At 73.0% G+C, this 16,114-nt stretch carries 14 protein-coding genes; 8 read left to right on the top strand and 6 right to left on the bottom strand.

Annotated features, from left to right (window positions below):
- Window positions 1-175 precede the first annotated feature (175 nt).
- The gene (locus ETD85_RS49715; protein WP_138696853.1) at window positions 176-1,753 is read left to right on the top strand and encodes a right-handed parallel beta-helix repeat-containing protein; all 1,578 of its coding nucleotides are present in this window, start codon (window positions 176-178) and stop codon (window positions 1,751-1,753) included.
- Between the two features lie 29 nt (window positions 1,754-1,782).
- Here ETD85_RS49715 and ETD85_RS49710 read toward each other — a convergent pair whose 3' ends face one another.
- A complete protein-coding gene (locus tag ETD85_RS49710) occupies window positions 1,783-2,169 on the bottom strand; it encodes a winged helix-turn-helix transcriptional regulator (protein WP_138696852.1) in 387 nt (128 codons plus the stop codon).
- 105 nt (window positions 2,170-2,274) lie between these two features.
- On the opposite strand from ETD85_RS49710, the gene ETD85_RS49705 reads away from it, so the two are divergent.
- Both ETD85_RS49705 and ETD85_RS49700 read left to right on the top strand, forming a co-directional pair.
- On the top strand, window positions 2,275-3,108 hold the full coding sequence (locus tag ETD85_RS49705) for an alpha/beta fold hydrolase (RefSeq protein ID WP_138696851.1): 834 nt from the start codon (window positions 2,275-2,277) through the stop codon (window positions 3,106-3,108).
- Window positions 3,109-3,238: 130 nt separating this feature from the next.
- Window positions 3,239-4,636, top strand: a complete 1,398-nt coding sequence (locus ETD85_RS49700) for a sensor histidine kinase (protein WP_240779941.1) — start codon at window positions 3,239-3,241, stop codon at window positions 4,634-4,636.
- Here ETD85_RS49700 and ETD85_RS49695 read toward each other — a convergent pair.
- Window positions 4,617-5,828, bottom strand: coding sequence for a PucR family transcriptional regulator (locus ETD85_RS49695; RefSeq protein ID WP_138696850.1), 1,212 nt, complete (start codon window positions 5,826-5,828; stop codon window positions 4,617-4,619). The two genes, ETD85_RS49700 and ETD85_RS49695, sit on opposite strands and share 20 nt — an antisense overlap.
- A gap of 139 nt (window positions 5,829-5,967) precedes the next feature.
- On the opposite strand from ETD85_RS49695, the gene ETD85_RS49690 reads away from it, so the two are divergent.
- The 3 genes from ETD85_RS49690 (at window position 5,968) to ETD85_RS49680 (ending at window position 10,817) form a co-directional block, all read left to right on the top strand.
- Window positions 5,968-7,317, top strand: a complete 1,350-nt coding sequence (locus ETD85_RS49690; protein ID WP_206059368.1) for a serine hydroxymethyltransferase — start codon at window positions 5,968-5,970, stop codon at window positions 7,315-7,317.
- Window positions 7,317-8,528 (top strand): acetamidase/formamidase family protein, encoded by a 1,212-nt coding sequence (locus ETD85_RS49685; RefSeq protein WP_138696849.1) that lies wholly within the window; start codon window positions 7,317-7,319, stop codon window positions 8,526-8,528. Before ETD85_RS49690 ends, ETD85_RS49685 begins: the two co-directional genes overlap by 1 nt.
- A gap of 63 nt (window positions 8,529-8,591) precedes the next feature.
- Window positions 8,592-10,817: a SulP family inorganic anion transporter gene (locus ETD85_RS49680; protein ID WP_138696848.1), complete on the top strand. Its 2,226-nt coding sequence runs from the start codon at window positions 8,592-8,594 to the stop codon at window positions 10,815-10,817.
- A gap of 91 nt (window positions 10,818-10,908) precedes the next feature.
- On the opposite strand, the gene ETD85_RS49675 is transcribed toward ETD85_RS49680, so the two are convergent.
- Window positions 10,909-11,838 carry an AraC family transcriptional regulator gene (locus ETD85_RS49675; RefSeq protein ID WP_138696847.1) on the bottom strand — a complete coding sequence of 310 codons (930 nt, stop codon included), beginning with the start codon at window positions 11,836-11,838 and terminating at the stop codon, window positions 10,909-10,911.
- An 82-nt stretch (window positions 11,839-11,920) separates the two neighbouring features.
- On the opposite strand from ETD85_RS49675, the gene ETD85_RS49670 reads away from it, so the two are divergent.
- Window positions 11,921-12,649 (top strand): SDR family NAD(P)-dependent oxidoreductase, encoded by a 729-nt coding sequence (locus tag ETD85_RS49670; protein ID WP_138696846.1) that lies wholly within the window; start codon window positions 11,921-11,923, stop codon window positions 12,647-12,649.
- Between the two features lie 84 nt (window positions 12,650-12,733).
- On the opposite strand, the gene ETD85_RS49665 is transcribed toward ETD85_RS49670, so the two are convergent.
- From ETD85_RS49665 to ETD85_RS49655, 3 genes are all read right to left on the bottom strand, one after another.
- Window positions 12,734-13,498, bottom strand: coding sequence for a VOC family protein (locus ETD85_RS49665; protein WP_138696845.1), 765 nt, complete (start codon window positions 13,496-13,498; stop codon window positions 12,734-12,736).
- Window positions 13,499-13,533: 35 nt separating this feature from the next.
- Window positions 13,534-14,121 (bottom strand): PadR family transcriptional regulator, encoded by a 588-nt coding sequence (locus ETD85_RS49660; RefSeq protein ID WP_138696844.1) that lies wholly within the window; start codon window positions 14,119-14,121, stop codon window positions 13,534-13,536.
- A gap of 84 nt (window positions 14,122-14,205) precedes the next feature.
- Window positions 14,206-15,087 carry a PaaX family transcriptional regulator gene (locus ETD85_RS49655; protein ID WP_206059367.1) on the bottom strand — a complete coding sequence of 294 codons (882 nt, stop codon included), beginning with the start codon at window positions 15,085-15,087 and terminating at the stop codon, window positions 14,206-14,208.
- A 164-nt stretch (window positions 15,088-15,251) separates the two neighbouring features.
- Here ETD85_RS49655 and ETD85_RS49650 point away from each other — a divergent pair.
- The coding region (locus tag ETD85_RS49650) for an enoyl-CoA hydratase-related protein (protein WP_138696843.1) at window positions 15,252-16,114 on the top strand (863 nt) is incomplete at its 3' end.

Raw genomic sequence — 16,114 nt, 5'->3', positions numbered from 1 at the left:
CCCCGCGACCTCGGCCGACAGGCCGCCGCCGCAGCCGCGATCGCACCCCGGCCATGATCCGCCCGTTCGGGCGATCTTTGCCCGCACTCCGGCGCGTGTTTAACTCTGCTCACCCGCCATCCGGAAAGCGCTTACCAAGCGCTGTCCGGCGAGCCCTCCCCCACGGAGACGAAAGATGCGCCTGAGAGCACTCCTCGCGTCCGCCGGCCTGCTGACCGGCGCGCTCGCCGCACTGTCACCGTCCGCCGCGCACGCCGCGCCCGCGAGGTACGAGGCGGAGACCTCGCCCGCGGTCTGCACCGGCACCATCGACTCGGATCGGGCCGGCTACTCCGGCAGCGGCTTCTGCAACGGCGGCAACGCCGTCGGCGCCTACGCCCAGTTCACCGTGAACGCCTCCGCCGCCGGCACCGCCACGCTGGGCATCCGCTTCGCCAACGGGACCACCACGGCCCGCCCGGCCGGCGTGATCGTCAACGGGTCCACGGTGCAGACGCCGTCCTTCGGCGGCACCGGCGCCTGGACCACCTGGTCCACCACGACGCTGACCGTCTCGCTCAACGCCGGCGGCAACACCGTCCGGCTGAGCCCGACCACCGCCAACGGCCTGCCCAACGTCGACTACATCGAGGTCGAGACCGGCAGCCAGCCGCCGGCGGCCGCTCTGTACGTGGCGACCGGCGGCGACGACGCCAACCCGGGCACCCTGGCCGCGCCGCTGCGGACGATCCAGCGGGCGGTGGACCTGGCGCAGCCGGGAACCACGATCCTCATCCGCGGCGGCACGTACGCGCCGAGCACGAACATCCAGCTGCTCAAGAGCGGCACGGCGAGCCAGCCCATCACGATGCGCAACCACGACGGCGAGCGAGTGATCATCGACGGCGAGAACATGCCGTACACGCCGGGCGCGGTGGGCTCCTCCATCCCCCGGGCCGAGCGTGGCGCCGTCCACATCGAGGGCGAGTACTGGCGGCTGGCCGGGCTGGAGATCATCCACGGCCCGTACGGCATCTTCGGGCTGGACACCAGCGGCAACGTCTTCGACCGCCTGACCACCAGGGACAACTACGAGTCGGGCCTGCACCTGCAGGGCGCCTCCGGCAACAACCAGATCATCAACCTGGACAGCTACGGCAACCGCGATCCGCGCAAGAACGGCGAGAGCGCCGACGGCGTCGCGATCAAGGAGGGGTCCGGCAGCGGCAACGTGATCCGCGGCACCCGGCTGTGGAAAAACTCCGACGACGGCCTGGACTTCTGGCTGTTCCTCACCCCGGTGACCGTCGAGTCGTCCGTGGCCTGGGGGAACGGGTACAACCGGTGGAACCTGCCCGGCTACACCGGTGACGGCAACGGCTTCAAGCTCGGCGGCGGCGACCCCGACCCGGCGGCCGACCACGTCGTGCGCAACTCGATCGCCTTCGACAACTCGGCCCACGGCTTCACCGACAACGGCAACCCGGGCCGGCTGCTGACCGACCGCAGCACCGCGTGGCGCAACGGCCGCACCGGGTTCGAGTACGCCGACTCCGTCTCCGTGCTCACCAGGAACCTGGCGGTCGAGAACCAGGCGCAGGCCTCGCTCGGCTCGTCGTCGAGCTCGGGCAATTCCTGGGACCTCGGCGGCACGTGGACGCTCGCGAGCACCGACGCGAGCACGATCACCGGCCCCAGGGCGGCCGACGGCTCGATCCCGTCCTCCGCCTTCCTGCGCCCGGCCAGCGGCGCGGACGTCGGGGCGCGCTTCTAGCCGCGGGCGCTTCCTGCCTCCTGGAGCCCTCAGCGGTCGCCGGCCGGCTCGTCGGCGAGGCGGTTGTTGTGCTCGATCTCCGCCATGTGCCGCTCGGCCCAGGAGCGCAGGACCGCCAGCGGGCCCTCCAGGGAGATCCCCAGCTCCGTGAGGCGGTAGTGCACGCGCGGCGGCACCGTGTGCTCGACGCGGCGCGCCGCCAGCCCGTCGCGGACCAGGCTCTGCAGCGTGACGGAGAGCATCTTGTGCGAGATGCCGGGCATGGCCCGCTGCAGCTCCGCGAACCGCACCTCGCCGGGGGCCGCCTCGGCCAGCACCTTGACCGCCATCGAGCTCCACTTGGTGCCGATGCGGTCGAGGAGCTGCCGGGTCGGGCACCCGGGATCGAACAGATCGCCGCGCCGGGCCGTGGTCACCTGGAGCTCACCACCTGAGAGCGAAGTGCCGTCTTGGAGGGCTCACGATACTTCCCTAACGTGTGGTTGTCACCTTTGGTTACCGCCACGCACCTGGAGTTTTCCATGCAGCCCGACCTCCGCCGCATCGCCGTCAACGGCATCGAGCTCAACGTCGCCGTGGCCGGCCAGGGCCCGGCCGTCCTGCTCCTGCACGGCTTCCCGCACACCTGGGAGCTGTGGAGCGAGGTCATGGCGGGGCTGTGCGACCGGTATCGGGTCATCGCTCCGGACCTGCGCGGGCTCGGCGCGAGCAGCCGGGCCGCGACGGGGTACGACGCGCAGGCGCTGGCCGACGACGCCGAAGCCCTGCTGGCCGCGCTCGGCGTGTCCGCGGCCGCCGTGCTGGGGATCGACGCGGGCACCCCGCCGGCCTTCCTGCTCGCTCTGCGCCGCCCCGGGCTGGTGCGGCGGCTGGTCGTCATGGAATCGCTGCTGGGCGGGCTGCCCGGCGCGGAGGACTTCCTCGCCGGTGGTCCCCCGTGGTGGTTCGGCTTCCACGCCGTCCCGGGGCTCGCGGAGAGCGTGCTGGAGGGCGGCGAGGCCCCGTACATCGACTGGTTCCTCGACGCGGGCACGCTCGGCGAGGGCCTGCGGCCCGCCGTGCGCGACGCGTTCGTCCGCGCCTACACCGGCCGCGAGGCGCTGCGCTGCGCGTTCTCCTACTACCGGGCACTGCCGGTGAGCGCGCGGCAGATCGAGAGCGCCGTACGCACGACGCGCCTGACCGTGCCCACCATGGCCGTCGGCGCGCACCCCGTCGGCCCGGCGCTGGAACGCCAGCTCCGCCCCCTCGCCGACGACCTCACCGGGCATCTCATCGAGGACTGCGGCCACATCATCCCCCTGCACCGGCCGGCGGCGCTGCTCGGCCTCCTGCGCCCTTTCCTGGCGGACTGAACACACCCGGAATCGTGCTTTATGTTCCTTTTCCTGTTGTGGTACATCGTTTGTGCCTTCTTATCTGCCCCCTTCCCCTTCCTCGCGCGACGACCATCTAGCGTGATCATCAGATGGACGGAGGGGCGGGGTGAGCTCTCAGCACGACTGGTCCGTGCGCACCCGGATGACGGTGCTCTCCAGTGCGGTGACGGCGCTGCTGTGCACGATCTTCAGCGCCGTCACCCTGGCCGGCGCGCGCGCCGACGCCGTGCAGGACCAGAAAGATCACATCCTCCTCGCCAACCAGCGGGCGGCCCGCAGCATCGTCCAGAACGAGCTGCCCCCCGTGCTCCCCAGCCGCGGGATCTTCCAGGTCATCGCCCCTGACGGCCGCGTCGCGGCGGCGAGCCCCCGGATGGCCGGACAGCCGCGCCTGGCCTCCTTCACTCCGCCGGGAGATAGCGCGAAATCGGACCGGGTCGTCTGCCAGGCACCGGGTTTCCATGACACGTGCCTGATGGTGGTGGCGCTGCAGATCCGCGTCGACGGCGAGACCTGGATCATCTACGGCGCCCAGCCCGTCATCCCGTGGTACGTCGACTACCGCCTGCTGGTCATTCTCGAGGCCGGCGCCGCGCTGCTGGTCGCCGCCACGGCGATCGCCGCCTACCGGACCGTCAGCAAGACCCTGCGTCCCGTCGAGGCCATCCGGGCCGAGCTCGCCGAGATCACCTCCGCCGGGCTGGACCGCCGGGTGCCGGTGCCGAAGCACCACGACGAGATCAGGGAGCTGGCCGAGACCGTGAACCGGACCCTCGACCGGCTGGAGGCGGCGGTCGAGCAGCAGCGCTCGCTCGCCGAGCAGCAACGTTCGCTGGCCGAGCAGCAGCGCTCGCTGGCCGAACAGCAGCAGCGCTTCGTCTCCGACGCCTCGCACGACCTGCGCAGTCCCATCACCGCCGCGCGCACCCAGCTGGAGGAGGCGCTGCTGCATCCGGCCGAGACCGACTGGCCCGCCACCGCGCAGGCCTCGCTGGCCAGCCTCGACCGGTTGCAGGCGATCGTCACCGACCTGCTGACGCTGGCCCGGCTCGACGCCGGGACCGTGTTCGCCGCCGACCGCGTGAGCTTGAGCGAGCTGGTCGAGTCCGAGCTGACCCGCCGCGCCCCCCGGGTGCGGATCGTGACGAACCTGCAGCCCGGCGTGGTCGTCGTCGGTGACGGGCTCCAGCTCGGGCGGCTGCTCACCAACCTGATGGACAACGCCGAGCGGCACGCCGCCTCGTCCGTGACGGTCTCCGTACGCCGTGAGAGGGATGACGCGGTGCTGGAGGTGCACGACGACGGCCCGGGGATCTCGCCGGAGGAGCGGGAGTTCGTGTTCCGGCGCTTCGCCCGGCTGGACGCCGCCCGCAACAAGGACGCGGGCGGGACGGGACTCGGCCTGGCGATCGCCAGGGAGATCGCCGGGCGCCACGGCGGGACCCTGACCATCGAGAGTTCGGACAGAGGCGCGCGATTCGTGCTCAGGATCCCTGCCGCGTAGGTGAGCGGGAAGCGGCGAGGTCGACGCCGCCCGCCGCGAGACGCCGGGCTTTCAGCGCCAGATGAAGGTGCGTGCGCACCAGCCCGTCGCGCAGGTCCGCGCCGAGGACGGCGGCTATCCGGCCGAGCCGGTAGTACACGGTCGTGCGGTGCAGATGCAGGGACGCCGCGGTGCGCTGGACATCGCAGCCCAGGTCGAGGTACGTCTCCAGGGTGCGCAGCAGCTGGGCCGAGTCCCCGGCGCGCTCCAGCGGGACGAGCACGGGGTCGGGCGCCAGCGGCGGCTCGCCCAGCAGCATCCGGTACGGCCCGGCGCCCGACCAGGGCAGGATCCGCGGCAGCGCCGGGTCCCGCACGGCCGCGTCCGCCGCGGCCCTGGCCTGGCCGTACGCGTGGCGTACCGGCTCGACCTGGAAGCGGGCCGGATCGCTGACGCCGATGGCGAACGGGCGGCGCGCGGCCCCGCGCAGGGCGCGGTCGAGGACGGCGGGGTGCCGGGGCGCGCCGTCCGGGCCGCCGTGACGGGCCAGCGTGATCACGTGCGTGGCCGTGACGAAGCCTCCGGCGTACGTGGGATCGGCCCGCAGCGCCCGCGGCAGCTCCGTGCCCAGGCGGCCGAACTCGGTGGCGGACAGGCCGGGAACGCGTGCGCGGCCGATCGGCACGGCGGCACAGACGACGATCTCGGCGCCGAGCAGTGACGGGTCGAGGCCGGCCAGCCGGTCGCGCGCGGCCTCGCCCGGCCGGTCCCGGTCGAGCAGGCGGCGGATCAGCTCCTCGCGCTCGCCGGCCCGCCCGGCGAGGCAGCGAGCCAGCGCGCTGGAGGCATCCGTGGCCGCCTCCAGCGCGGCGCCGTCGAGCGCCTGATCGCCGTGCGGGATCCACAGGTAGCCGAGGCAGCGCTGACCGTGCCTGATGGGGACGCACACGCGGGCCCGCATGCCCAGCTCGGCGTTGGCGGGCACGCGGACGGGGGCGGTGGCCCTGGCGATGCCGTGCCGGTTCTGCCACTGCTGGATCTCCGGCGTGACCCGGCGCGACAGGATCGAGGCGATGCGGGCGGGGTCGGCGTGGGCGTCCTGCGTGCTGTACGCGATCAGGCGCCCGTCCACCGAGTCGACGGTCAATCCGTGGCCGAGCTGCTCGGCGAGGTCTTCGAGCAGGTTCTGGAGTGTCGGGTCCAAGAGCTCCATGCACGACTCCTTGGGGAAGGCCCGTTCTTGCGACAAATGTAGAGTCCCGGGCGGCGCGATCTCGTCGTCGATCCGATGCGCCGGCCGCGGGGCGGCGCCTAACGTCGGGCAGCAGTAGCCCCGAACCAGGAGATGACACATGGCGATGCGGGCCCGCTTCCCCCGTCCCTGGGTGCCGGCCGCCGGCGAGCGGCTGACCCGTGAGGTCGCCGGCGCCTTGGCCGGGCAGCCACCGGCCGCCACGTTCGAGGAGATCGACCGGCTGGTGCGGTGGAACGAGCGCATCCACCGCACCGAGGCGGTGAACCTGAACCCGGCGTCGAATGTCATGAACCCCGCCGCCGAGGCCCTGCTGTCGGCCGGTCTGGGCTCGCGCGCCTCGCTCGGGCATCCGGGTGAGAAGTACGAGACGGGCCTGGAGGCCATCGAGCGGATCGAGATCATCGCGGCCGAGCTGGCCGCGCAGGTCTTCGACGCGGACTTCGCCGAGGTCCGCGTGGGCTCCGGGGCGCTGGCCAACCTGTACGCGTTCATGGCCGCCTGCCGCCCCGGCGACACGATCATCGCCCCGCCCGCGAGCATCGGCGGCCACGTCACCCACCACCCGCCGGGAGCCGCCGGTTTGTACGGCCTCACCGTCGTCCCCGCGCCCGTCGCGCCCGGCGGCTACACGGTGGACCTGCCCGCGCTGCGCGAGCTGGCCGTCCGGGTGCGTCCCGCGCTGATCAGCGTCGGCGGCAGCCTCAACCTCTTCCCGCACCCGATCGCCGGCGTGCGGGAGATCGCCGACGAGGTCGGGGCGCGGGTGCTCTGCGACGCCGCCCACATGTGCGCCATGATCGCCGGTCGCCGGTGGCCGGACCCGCTGCGCGAGGGCGCGCACCTGGTCACGATGAGCACCTACAAGAGCCTCGGCGGGCCGCCGGGCGGCCTGATCCTCACCGGAGACCCCGAGCTCGCCGGCCGCATCGACGCCATCGCCTACCCGGGGCTGACCGCCAACTTCGACGCCGGCCGCACCGCCGCGCTGGCGGTCACGATGCTCGACTGGCAGGCCCAAGGGGCCGCGTACGCGCGCGCGATGGCGGCCAACGCGGCCCGGCTCGCCGCCGAGCTGGACGCGCTGGGCGTCGCCGTGTTCGCCACCGCGGGCGGCGCGACGAGCTCGCACCAGTTCGCGCTGTCCGCCCACCGCTACGGCGGCGGGCAGCGCGCCGCCCGCCGGCTGCGCGCCGCCAACCTGCTCGCCTGCGGCATCGGCCTGCCCGCGCAGCCGGTGCCCGGCGACACGAACGGCCTGCGGCTCGGCACCCCGGAGATCACCCGCCTCGGCATGACCGAGGACGACATGCCCGCGCTGGCCGCCTTCGTCGCCCGCGCCCTGGACTCCGACGGCCTGCCCGCCGGGCTCGCGGCCGAGGTCACCGCCTGGCGCGCGCCGTTCACCCGCGTGCTGTTCACCGCCACCCCCGAGCAGACAGGAACGTGATGGAACCGGTCTCCCGCTTCAGCGACCGCTACCTGGACGTGCCCCGCGTCAACTGCCAGGCCGGAGTGCCGCTCGCGGCCCAGCCCGAGATCGGGCACAACCGCTGGCACCCCGAGATCCCCCCGGCCGTCTCGGTGGACCCGGGCGGCGAGGTGATCCTGGAGTCGGCCGCCTACGACGACTACCAGATCCACGACAACGGCAGCCTGGAGGAGCTGCGGCGGATCGACCTGTCGCGCATGCACCCGCTGACCGGCCCCGTCCACGTCGGCGGCGCGCGGCCAGGGGACGTGCTGGTCGCGGAGGTGCTCGGGGTCGAGCCGCTCAGCGGCATCGCCTTCGCCAACATCCTGCCCGGCACGCCGGGGCTGCTCGGCGACATCTTCCCGGACGGCTTCCGCTCGACCTGGCACGCCCGCGGCGCCGTCGCCGAGTCGCCCGAGGTGCCCGGCGTCCGGATCCCCGCCCAGCCGCACCCGGGGACCATGGGCGTCGCGCCGTCGTTCGAGCTGATGCGCCGCTGGCACGAGCGCGAGCAGCCGCTGTACGCCGGCCGCCGGGCCTTCGCCCCCGACCCGCGCAACGCCCTGCTCCGCGGTCTCGGCCGGGAGGCCGCCGGGATCGCGGCCCGTACCCAGCCGCCCAGGGAGAACGGCGGCAACATGGACATCAACGCCCTCGGCCCAGGAGCCAAGGTCTATTTCCCGGTCTTCGTGGAGGGGGCGCTGCTCTCGCTCGGCGACCACCACCTGTCGGCGGGCGACGGCGAGTGCAGCTTCAACGCCATGGAGATGGACGGCCGGACGTGGCTGCGGCTGCACGTGATCCCCGGCGGCATGGCCCGTCACCGCATCACCACCCCGGTCGTCCAGCCCGCGCCGCTGGTCGCCCAGTTCGGCGCCGGGCGCTATCTCGGCTTCACCGGCTTCTGCTTCGACGACGCGGAGCAGGGCTACCAGGACGCGAGCTTCGCGGCGCGCGAGGCGGTGTCGCGGGCCGTGGACTACCTGATGGGCCTGGGCTACAGCGGCGAGCAGGCGTACGTCATCCTGAGCGTCGCGCCCGTCGAGCTCCGCATCAGCTGCATCGTCACGATCCCGAACCCGACGGTGACGCTCTACCTCCCGATCGACATCTTCGACCGCGACATCCTGCCACGCGCGGACGCGCGGGAGGCGGTCCCGCACCCCGGCCCGGCCCGCCAAGGCTGATCGCCGGCCTCGGCCCCGGCGTCGTGCCGCCCCCGCGCGCGCTGTTCCCATAATGTTTGCCCCATGACCATAAACACGCACAGCAACATGATGAACACACTCAGGCATGATGTGCCTGCCTCCATCGTGGTGTTCCTCGTCGCCGTGCCGCTCTCGCTGGGCATCGCGATGGCCGCCGGGGCGCCGCTCGCCGCCGGGCTGATCGCCGCCGTGGTGGGCGGAATCGTGGCGGGCGCGCTCGGCGGGTCGTCCGTGCAGGTCAGCGGGCCGACGGCCAGTCTCACCCTGGTGATCGCCGACCTGATCCTCACCTACGGCTGGCGGGCCACGTGCATGATCACGCTGCTGGCCGGCGCCGTTCAGTTGCTGCTCGGCGTGTTCAGGGCGGCCAGGGCGGCCCTGGCCGTCTCGCCCGCCGTCGTGCACGGCATGCTGGCCGGCGTCGGCATCCTCATCGCCCTCTCCCAGCTGCACATCGTCCTCGGCGGCAGCCCGCAGCGCTCGGCGCTGGCGAACCTCACCGAGCTGCCCGGGCAGATCATCGGCATGCACGGCCACCCGGTGACGGTGGGGCTGGTCACCATCGGGGTGCTGCTGGTCTGGACGAAGCTTCCGAAACCGATCAAGGCGGTCCCCGCGCCGCTGGCCGCGCTGCTCGTGGCGTCGGTGTCGGCCTGGGCGTTCGGCTGGGACGTCACGCGCATCGAGCTGCCCGGCCTCCTGTCCACGTGGGCGCCGCCCGAGCTGCCGCAGGGCGACTGGGGCCGGATCCTGGCCGGCGCGCTGCTGATCGCGCTGCTGGCCGGGGCGGAGTCCCTGCTGTGCTGCGCGGCGACCGACACGATGCACCCGGGCCGCCGCGCCGATCTGGACCGCGAGCTGTCGGGGCAGGGCGTGGCCAACATGGTGAGCGGTGCGCTGGGCGGGCTGCCGGTGGCCGGGGTGATCGTGCGGAGCACCACCAACGTCGGGGCGGGCGGGCGCAGCCGCTGGTCGGCGATCCTGCACGGGGTGTGGGTGCTGGTGTTCGCGCTGGGGTTCGGCTGGTCGATCGCGCTGATCCCGATGGAGGCGCTGGCCGCGCTGCTGGTCTTCATCGGGATCAGGACGATCAGCCTCGGCCATGTGCGGAAGGTGCACGGGCACGGCGAGGTGCCGGTGTACGTGGTGACGATGGCGGGCGTCATCGTGCTCGGGCTGGCCGAGGGGGTGCTGGCGGGGCTGGCGCTGGCCGCGCTGCTGGCGCTGCGCCGGCTGACCGGGGTGACGGTGCTCAAGCGGGAGGATCACGAGGGCCGGCTGAACGTGACGATCTCGGGGTCGCTGACGTTCCTGGGCGTGCCGAGGCTGACGCAGGAGCTGCGGGCGATCCCGGCCGGCACGGCCGTGGACCTCGATCTGAACATCGACTTCATGGACAACGCCGCCTTCGACGTGATCCACTCCTGGCGGCTGGACCACGAGCGCCTGGGCGGCACCGTGGTCATCGACGAGCTGCACGACGAGTGGTACGCGATGGCCGCCAGCGGCGCGCGCATGTATCCGGCCAAGACCCCGCCCAAGGCTCCCGACCGCTGGTGGCTGCCGTGGGCCCACCGTACGCCGGAGAAGTCCGCGCCCGCGCCCGGGAGCAAGCCCGGGACGGCCTGCCGGCTGACGTGGGGCGCGCACGAGTTCCACCGGCGGACGGCGCCGCTCGTCCGGCCCGTGCTCACCGAGCTGGCCCGCAAGCAGCAGCCCTCGCACCTGTTCATCACGTGCGCCGACTCCAGGATCGTGCCCAGCCTGATCACGGCCAGCGGGCCCGGTGACCTGTTCACGGTGCGCAACATCGGCAACCTCGTGCCGCGCAGGGGCGCCGCGCAGCACGACGACTCGGTGGTGGCGGCGGTCGAGTACGCGACCCAGGTGCTGGGCGTGCGCACGATCACGGTGTGCGGCCACTCCGGGTGCGGCGCGATGGCCGGCGTGCTGAGCGGCGGCGTCCAGGCGGGCAGCCTGCCCGGCCTGCGCAACTGGCTGCGGCACGGCGACCACAGCCTGGCCAGGCTCATCGAGACCGAGGGCGACCGGCTGGACAGCGGCACCCTGGACCTGCTGTGCCGGGTCAACGTGCAGCAGCAGCTGGCGAACCTGCGCACCTACCCCAACGTGGACGAGCAGGTCGAGGCGGGCGAGCTGGAGCTGGTCGGGCTGTTCTTCGACATCGGCTCCGCACGGGTGCACGTGCTCCCGCCGCTGCACCCCGCCGCGACGGCGGGCTCCGCGCACTCACCCGAGCCGGAGTGAGCGGACGACGCGACACTCCCCGGAGCCGGAGTGAGCGGGCGACGCGACGCCGCCGGCCCGCGCGCTCGTCGAGCCCTGGCGCGGGCGGGGGTCACGAGGAGCCGCGCCAGGCCGAGGGCGTGCGTCCCCGGGCGCGTTTGAACGCCACGCTGAACGCGAACGGATCCTCGTAGCCGACCCGGCGGGCCACCTCGGCTACGGTCTGCCGGGTGTCGCGGAGCAGGTCGGCCGCGAGGGTCATGCGCCAGTCGGTGAGATAGCCGAGCGGCGGCCGGCCGGCCAGGGCGGTGAAGCGCTGCGCGAAGGCCGCGCGGGACATGCCGACCTTGGCGGCCAGCGAGGCGACCGTCCACCGGTGGGCGGGATCCTCGTGCAGCAGCCGCAGCGCCTCGCCGATCGCCGGGTCGGCCAGCGCCCGGTACCAGGCGGGCGGCGTCGCCTCGGGTCTGGTGCACCAGGCCCGCAGCGCGATCACGAGGACTAGGTCGAGCAGCCGGGCGAGGACCGCGTCCTGGCCCGGCTCGTCGTGGACGGCCTCGGCCGAGAGCAGGTCGAGTGCCGCCCGGGTCCGCGGTCCCGCGGGCACGACGGCCAGCGAGGGCAGCAGGTCGAGCAGGCGGGAGGCTGCGTCGCCATGCAGGTCGTACGCGCCGCGGAGCATGACGGTGGCCCCGGACAGGGCGGCGCCGTACGTGCGGGGGGCCGACGTCGGGTGGGGGTCCGCCGGTGCGCCGGTGGGCAGGTATTTCCGCCCGTCCCTGATCACGTACTGGGGCGGGGTCGCCGGGTCGTCCGCGATCGTGTACCCGCCGGGGCCGGTGACGAGGGCGATGTCGCCCGCGGTGAGACGCGTGGCAGCGCCGTCCCCGAGCCGGATCGAGGCGTGGCCGCCGAGCGTGGCCGCGACCGTGAGCGGTGGCGTGTCGGCGTACGTGATGGCCCACGGTGGCCGCTGGATCAGCTGCCTGACCATGGCGTCGTGCGCGCGGGCCCGCCGCAGCAGGTCGGTCAGCACGTCCACGCACTCAATCTAGACGATCGCAAAGGTATGTCAGATGTTCTCCCATGGATCGTCTCGGGGTCGGTGGGGTTGGCTGGATCCCATGACGAAATCCATCGCAGTGTTCGGCACCGGCCCCGGTGTCGGCCAGGCCGTCGCCCGCCGCTACGGGAAGGAGGGCTACGAGGTCGTCCTCGTAGCCCGCCGCCAGGAGCCCCTGGACCGGCTGGCCGGGGAGCTGTCCGCCGGCGGCGTCACCGCCCATGTGATCACCGCCGACCTCGACCGGACGGACGCCGTCCCCGCGCTCGCCGGGCGGATCCGGGCGAGCGTCGGAGACCCCACGGCCCTCTACTACGGTCCGGCGCCCACGGACCTGGCGTTCGTCCCCGCCGTCGGCCTCACCCCCGAGCAGCTCCAAGACCGCATGCCGATCACGCTGTACACGCTGCTGGCCCTGGTCAGGGAGTTCCTCCCCGCCATGATCGACCGGGGCGACGGGGCCGTACTCAGCGCCCAGGGGGCCGCCGCCGTCCGGGGGCGGCCGAACATGAGCGGCTGGCCCACGCTCCTGGCCGCGCAGCGGAACTACCTGCAGTCGCTCGCGGCCGAGGTCGCCGGGCTGGGCGTCTATGTCGGCGCGCTCTACATCGGCACCCGCATCACGGGCACCCCCTTCGACGCGGACTACGAGCGGCGCCGGGCCCGGGGTGAGGCCGTGCCCGACATGCCCGCCGCCGACCCCGCCGAGCTGGCCGACCTCCTCTGGGACATGCACGCCAGGCGGGACCGGCAGGAAACCCACGTCCCCGCCGGCCTCCTGGACGGTTGACCCGCCGCCGACCTCATGGACGTTGACCCGCCGCCGGCCTCCTGGACCGTTGACCCGCCGCCGGCGGCCGGGGAGTCCGCGCCGTCAGGGCCTCTGGGCCACCTGATCGGGCGCGGCTCCCGGACCGGGGTCCGCGGGCCGGAGCACGGCCTCCAGGTCGTCGAGGGCGGCCAGGCTCTCGGCGAGCCCGGCGCGTTCGGCTTCGGAGAGGGTGAGCGCGCGGGCCCGGGTGAGGGCGTCGCCCGCGGCGGCGGGGTCGTCCGCGCGGAGCGCGAGCTCGGCGCGGTAGGCCAGCGCCTGGAGCAGCTCGGCCGTCGTCGCGGTGTCCTTGTCCCGCTCGATGGCCACGTCCAGGATCTGGGCCGCGCGCACGTGCTTGCCGTGGGAGTCGCCCATCACGACCGCCCTGTGCAGGGTCGTGGTGAGCTTGCCGGAGGCCGCCTCCTCCTCGGGCGCGGGCCTGGCGGCCACGATCCGGATCCAGTTCCCGCCGGGGTCGATGACGGTGAATCCGGAATGGTCCTCGGCGTTCTTCCGCTTGCGGGGGCGGGTCATCCGGGGGATCCCGGAGACCAGGAGCTTGCCGTGGGCCGCGCGCATGCCCGCGGCGAACGCCTCGAAGAGTTCGCCGGTGTCGGGCACGACGACCAGGCAGGTCCCGTAGGAGTCCTCGGGCTGGAACTCCGGGATGCCGAAGAAGTCCAGCTGGAGGTCTTCGCGTTTGAGCGACACGTACGGGTTCGGGCGGAGCTGGTAGTAGATCCGGGTGAAGCCGAGCATGGTGTAGAACTCGACGATCTCGTCGATGGATCGGCAGGGCAGCAGCGGCACGGTGATCTCGTTGGCCATGGGTTTCTCCGTTCCGATGAAGGCGGGCGGGGCACTCATCCGGTCGGCCGCTCCGGTGCGGGGTCCTCGCCGGCCATGGTGAACGCGCCCTCTTCCAGGCGGCCGATCAGCCGCTGGGTCCACCGGGCGCCGGTGTCGGCGGTGGTCAGCCACAGGGACAGGACCTCGCCGATCGGGCCCCAGGTGTCCAGATCGGTGTCCGAGGGCAGTTGCGCGGTGATGCTCGCGCGCCACTCCCCCATCGCGCGGGCGCGCTCGCGCAGCATCTCCAGGGCCCGCTCCCTGGGCAGGTCCTCGATCAGGCCGACGGCGGCGCCCAGCACGTCCAGGGCCGGCTCGCGGTCGGCGAGAGCCTGGCCCAGCAGGGTGAAGTACTCCTGCTCGCCCTTGCCGGTCAGCTCGTACTCGATCCGGGGCGGGCCCCCGGCTTCCGACGGGACCGTCTCGTGCGTCACGAGCAGGCCCTGGCCGGCCATGCTCTTGAGCGCGTGGTACACCGAGCCCGACGTGGCGGTGGACCACTCGTGCGCGCCCCATGACTCCAGGTCCGCGCGTACCTGGTAGCCGTGGGCGCGTCCGCGCCTGCGCAGCGCGCCCAGCACCAGCAGCCGTACCGACTTCATCGGGCTCCCCTCGCCGGCTGGCTAACCAAATTTGGCTAGCTAATGGAGAGAGTACCCCATTGACCAAATTTGGCCAGTCGCCCCCTAGTGCCGGGTGGCGGACTCTTCCTCCCTGCGGTCCCAGTCGGCCTGGGCGCGCCGGTGCCACCGGCTGTGCAGGTCGTGGAAGACGGCCGCGGCCCGGGGGCCCGGCCAGTCGTGGTCGAGCAGCTCGGCCGGCAGGTCGGGATCGAGGAACGGGAAGCGCCGCCACTCCTGGATCATCAGGACCTGGTGGACGAACGCCTCCTGGTCCGAGCTCGCCACCCGGCCCGAGAAGGCGTCGATGAAGCCGAGATAGCGCTTCTCGACGTCGTCGAGATCCCACGCGTCGTTGATCAGTTTCGCGGTGTCGCCGATCTGCGCGGACGGGCCCGTCCAGGCGTAGGCCCGGTCGGCGAGGTCCAGCTCGTGGATGACCTCGCGGACGGCGGCCTCCTTCGCGGCGTCGGGGATGACCCAGAGCGTGGGCGCGGGCGAGCCGAGACCGAGCCAGGTGAGCTTGGTGCGCAGCCGGTGGCGCAGCCGCCGCTGGCTCTCCGGCACGCCGGCCGTGAGGACCAGCCAGCGGCCGTCCCAGGTGTGCGGGCCGCGCATGAAACCGTAGATGCGCTCGGTGCCCTCGCGCAGCAGCCGGTCACCGGGCTCGGTCAGGTTCCAGCGCACCTTGCGGCCGTGGCGTACGGACTCCAGCAGGCCTTCGGCGGCGGTGCGGGACAGCGCCTGGCGGGCGGACTTCTCCTCCACGCCGAGCGCTCCCAGCGCATCGATCAGGCTGCCCGTCCAGGCCTCGCCCCCGCGCGGGAGCACGAACTCGCCCAGCACCGTCAGCAGCATCGAGCGGGCGCTGGCCGAGGACTTCTCGCGCCGGCGGGCCGCGGGCTCGGCCGCCTGCCCGAGGCCGGTGCGCGGTGCGCGCGGGGCCACATCGCCCTCCAGTCCTTCGACGTCTTGCTGACGCGCATTCTGCCAGGTCGAGCCGGCCCGTCCCGCAGAAAAGAGACCGCGATCACAAATACTACTAGCCCTTGATGTATCTTCTCAAATAAGTCGAGTATTGAGACGGAGCCCTCTCGTCCAACGGAGCCCGCATGACTGTCACCGCCGAAACTCCGCCGATGGTCCGCTTCACGACCTCCCCCGACCGTTACCGCCACTGGAGACTTGCGGTGGACGGGGCGGTGGCCACGGTCACGCTGCGCGTGGACGAGCAGGGCGGCCTGGTCCCCGGCTACGAGCTGAAGATGAACTCCTACGACCTGGGCGTCGACATCGAGCTCTACGACCTGGCGCAGCGGCTGCGGTTCGAGCATCCGCAGGTGAAGGCGGTGGTGCTGACAGGTGGGCTGGAGCGGATGTTCTGCGCCGGGGCCAACATCCGGATGCTGGCCCAGTCCTCGCACGCCTGGAAGGTGAACTTCTGCAAGTTCACCAACGAGACCCGCAACGGCATCGAGGACGCCACCGAGCACTCCGGGCAGACGTGGATCGCCGCGCTCAACGGCACCGCCGCCGGCGGCGGCTACGAGCTGGCGCTGGCCTGCGACCAGATCGTGCTCGTCGACGACGGCTCCTCGTCCGTCTCGCTGCCCGAGGTGGCGCTGCTCGGCGTGCTGCCCGGCACCGGCGGCCTGACCCGCCTGGTGGACAAGCGGCACGTCCGCAAGGACCGCGCCGACCTGTTCGCCACCAGGGCCGAAGGCTTTCGCGGCCGCACCGCCGTGGAGTGGGGCCTGGTAGACGCCACCGCCCCCCGCAATGCCCTGGACGCCGAGATCACCCGCCGGGTCCAGCAGGCGGTGGCCACGTCCGGGCGGCCCGCGGACGCCGAAGGCGTCACCCTGACACCGCTGGAGCGCGAGGACGACGGCGACACCATCACCTACCCGTACGTCTCCGCGCGGCTCGACCGGGCCCGGCGCCGGGTCGACATCACCGTCTCCGGCCCCCGCGA

Origin of the sequence: Nonomuraea zeae (assembly GCF_005889725.1) — a bacterium.
In the GTDB taxonomy this organism is placed as follows: Bacteria; Actinomycetota; Actinomycetes; order Streptosporangiales; family Streptosporangiaceae; genus Nonomuraea; species Nonomuraea zeae.
This window is presented reverse-complemented; position numbering and strand designations above follow the sequence as displayed.

What these genes read in the sequence shown, in the direction of transcription:
- ETD85_RS49715 (WP_138696853.1), top strand. Translation starts at nt 176, where the DNA reads ATGCGCCTGAGAGCACTCCTCGCGTCCGCCGGCCTGCTGACCGGCGCG.
- ETD85_RS49705 (WP_138696851.1), top strand. Translation starts at nt 2,275, where the DNA reads ATGCAGCCCGACCTCCGCCGCATCGCCGTCAACGGCATCGAGCTCAAC.
- ETD85_RS49695 (WP_138696850.1), bottom strand. Translation starts at nt 5,828, where the DNA reads ATGGAGCTCTTGGACCCGACACTCCAGAACCTGCTCGAAGACCTCGCC.
- ETD85_RS49690 (WP_206059368.1), top strand. Translation starts at nt 5,968, where the DNA reads ATGGCGATGCGGGCCCGCTTCCCCCGTCCCTGGGTGCCGGCCGCCGGC.
- ETD85_RS49685 (WP_138696849.1), top strand. Translation starts at nt 7,317, where the DNA reads ATGGAACCGGTCTCCCGCTTCAGCGACCGCTACCTGGACGTGCCCCGC.
- ETD85_RS49680 (WP_138696848.1), top strand. Translation starts at nt 8,592, where the DNA reads ATGACCATAAACACGCACAGCAACATGATGAACACACTCAGGCATGAT.
- ETD85_RS49670 (WP_138696846.1), top strand. Translation starts at nt 11,921, where the DNA reads ATGACGAAATCCATCGCAGTGTTCGGCACCGGCCCCGGTGTCGGCCAG.
- ETD85_RS49665 (WP_138696845.1), bottom strand. Translation starts at nt 13,498, where the DNA reads ATGGCCAACGAGATCACCGTGCCGCTGCTGCCCTGCCGATCCATCGAC.
- ETD85_RS49660 (WP_138696844.1), bottom strand. Translation starts at nt 14,121, where the DNA reads ATGAAGTCGGTACGGCTGCTGGTGCTGGGCGCGCTGCGCAGGCGCGGA.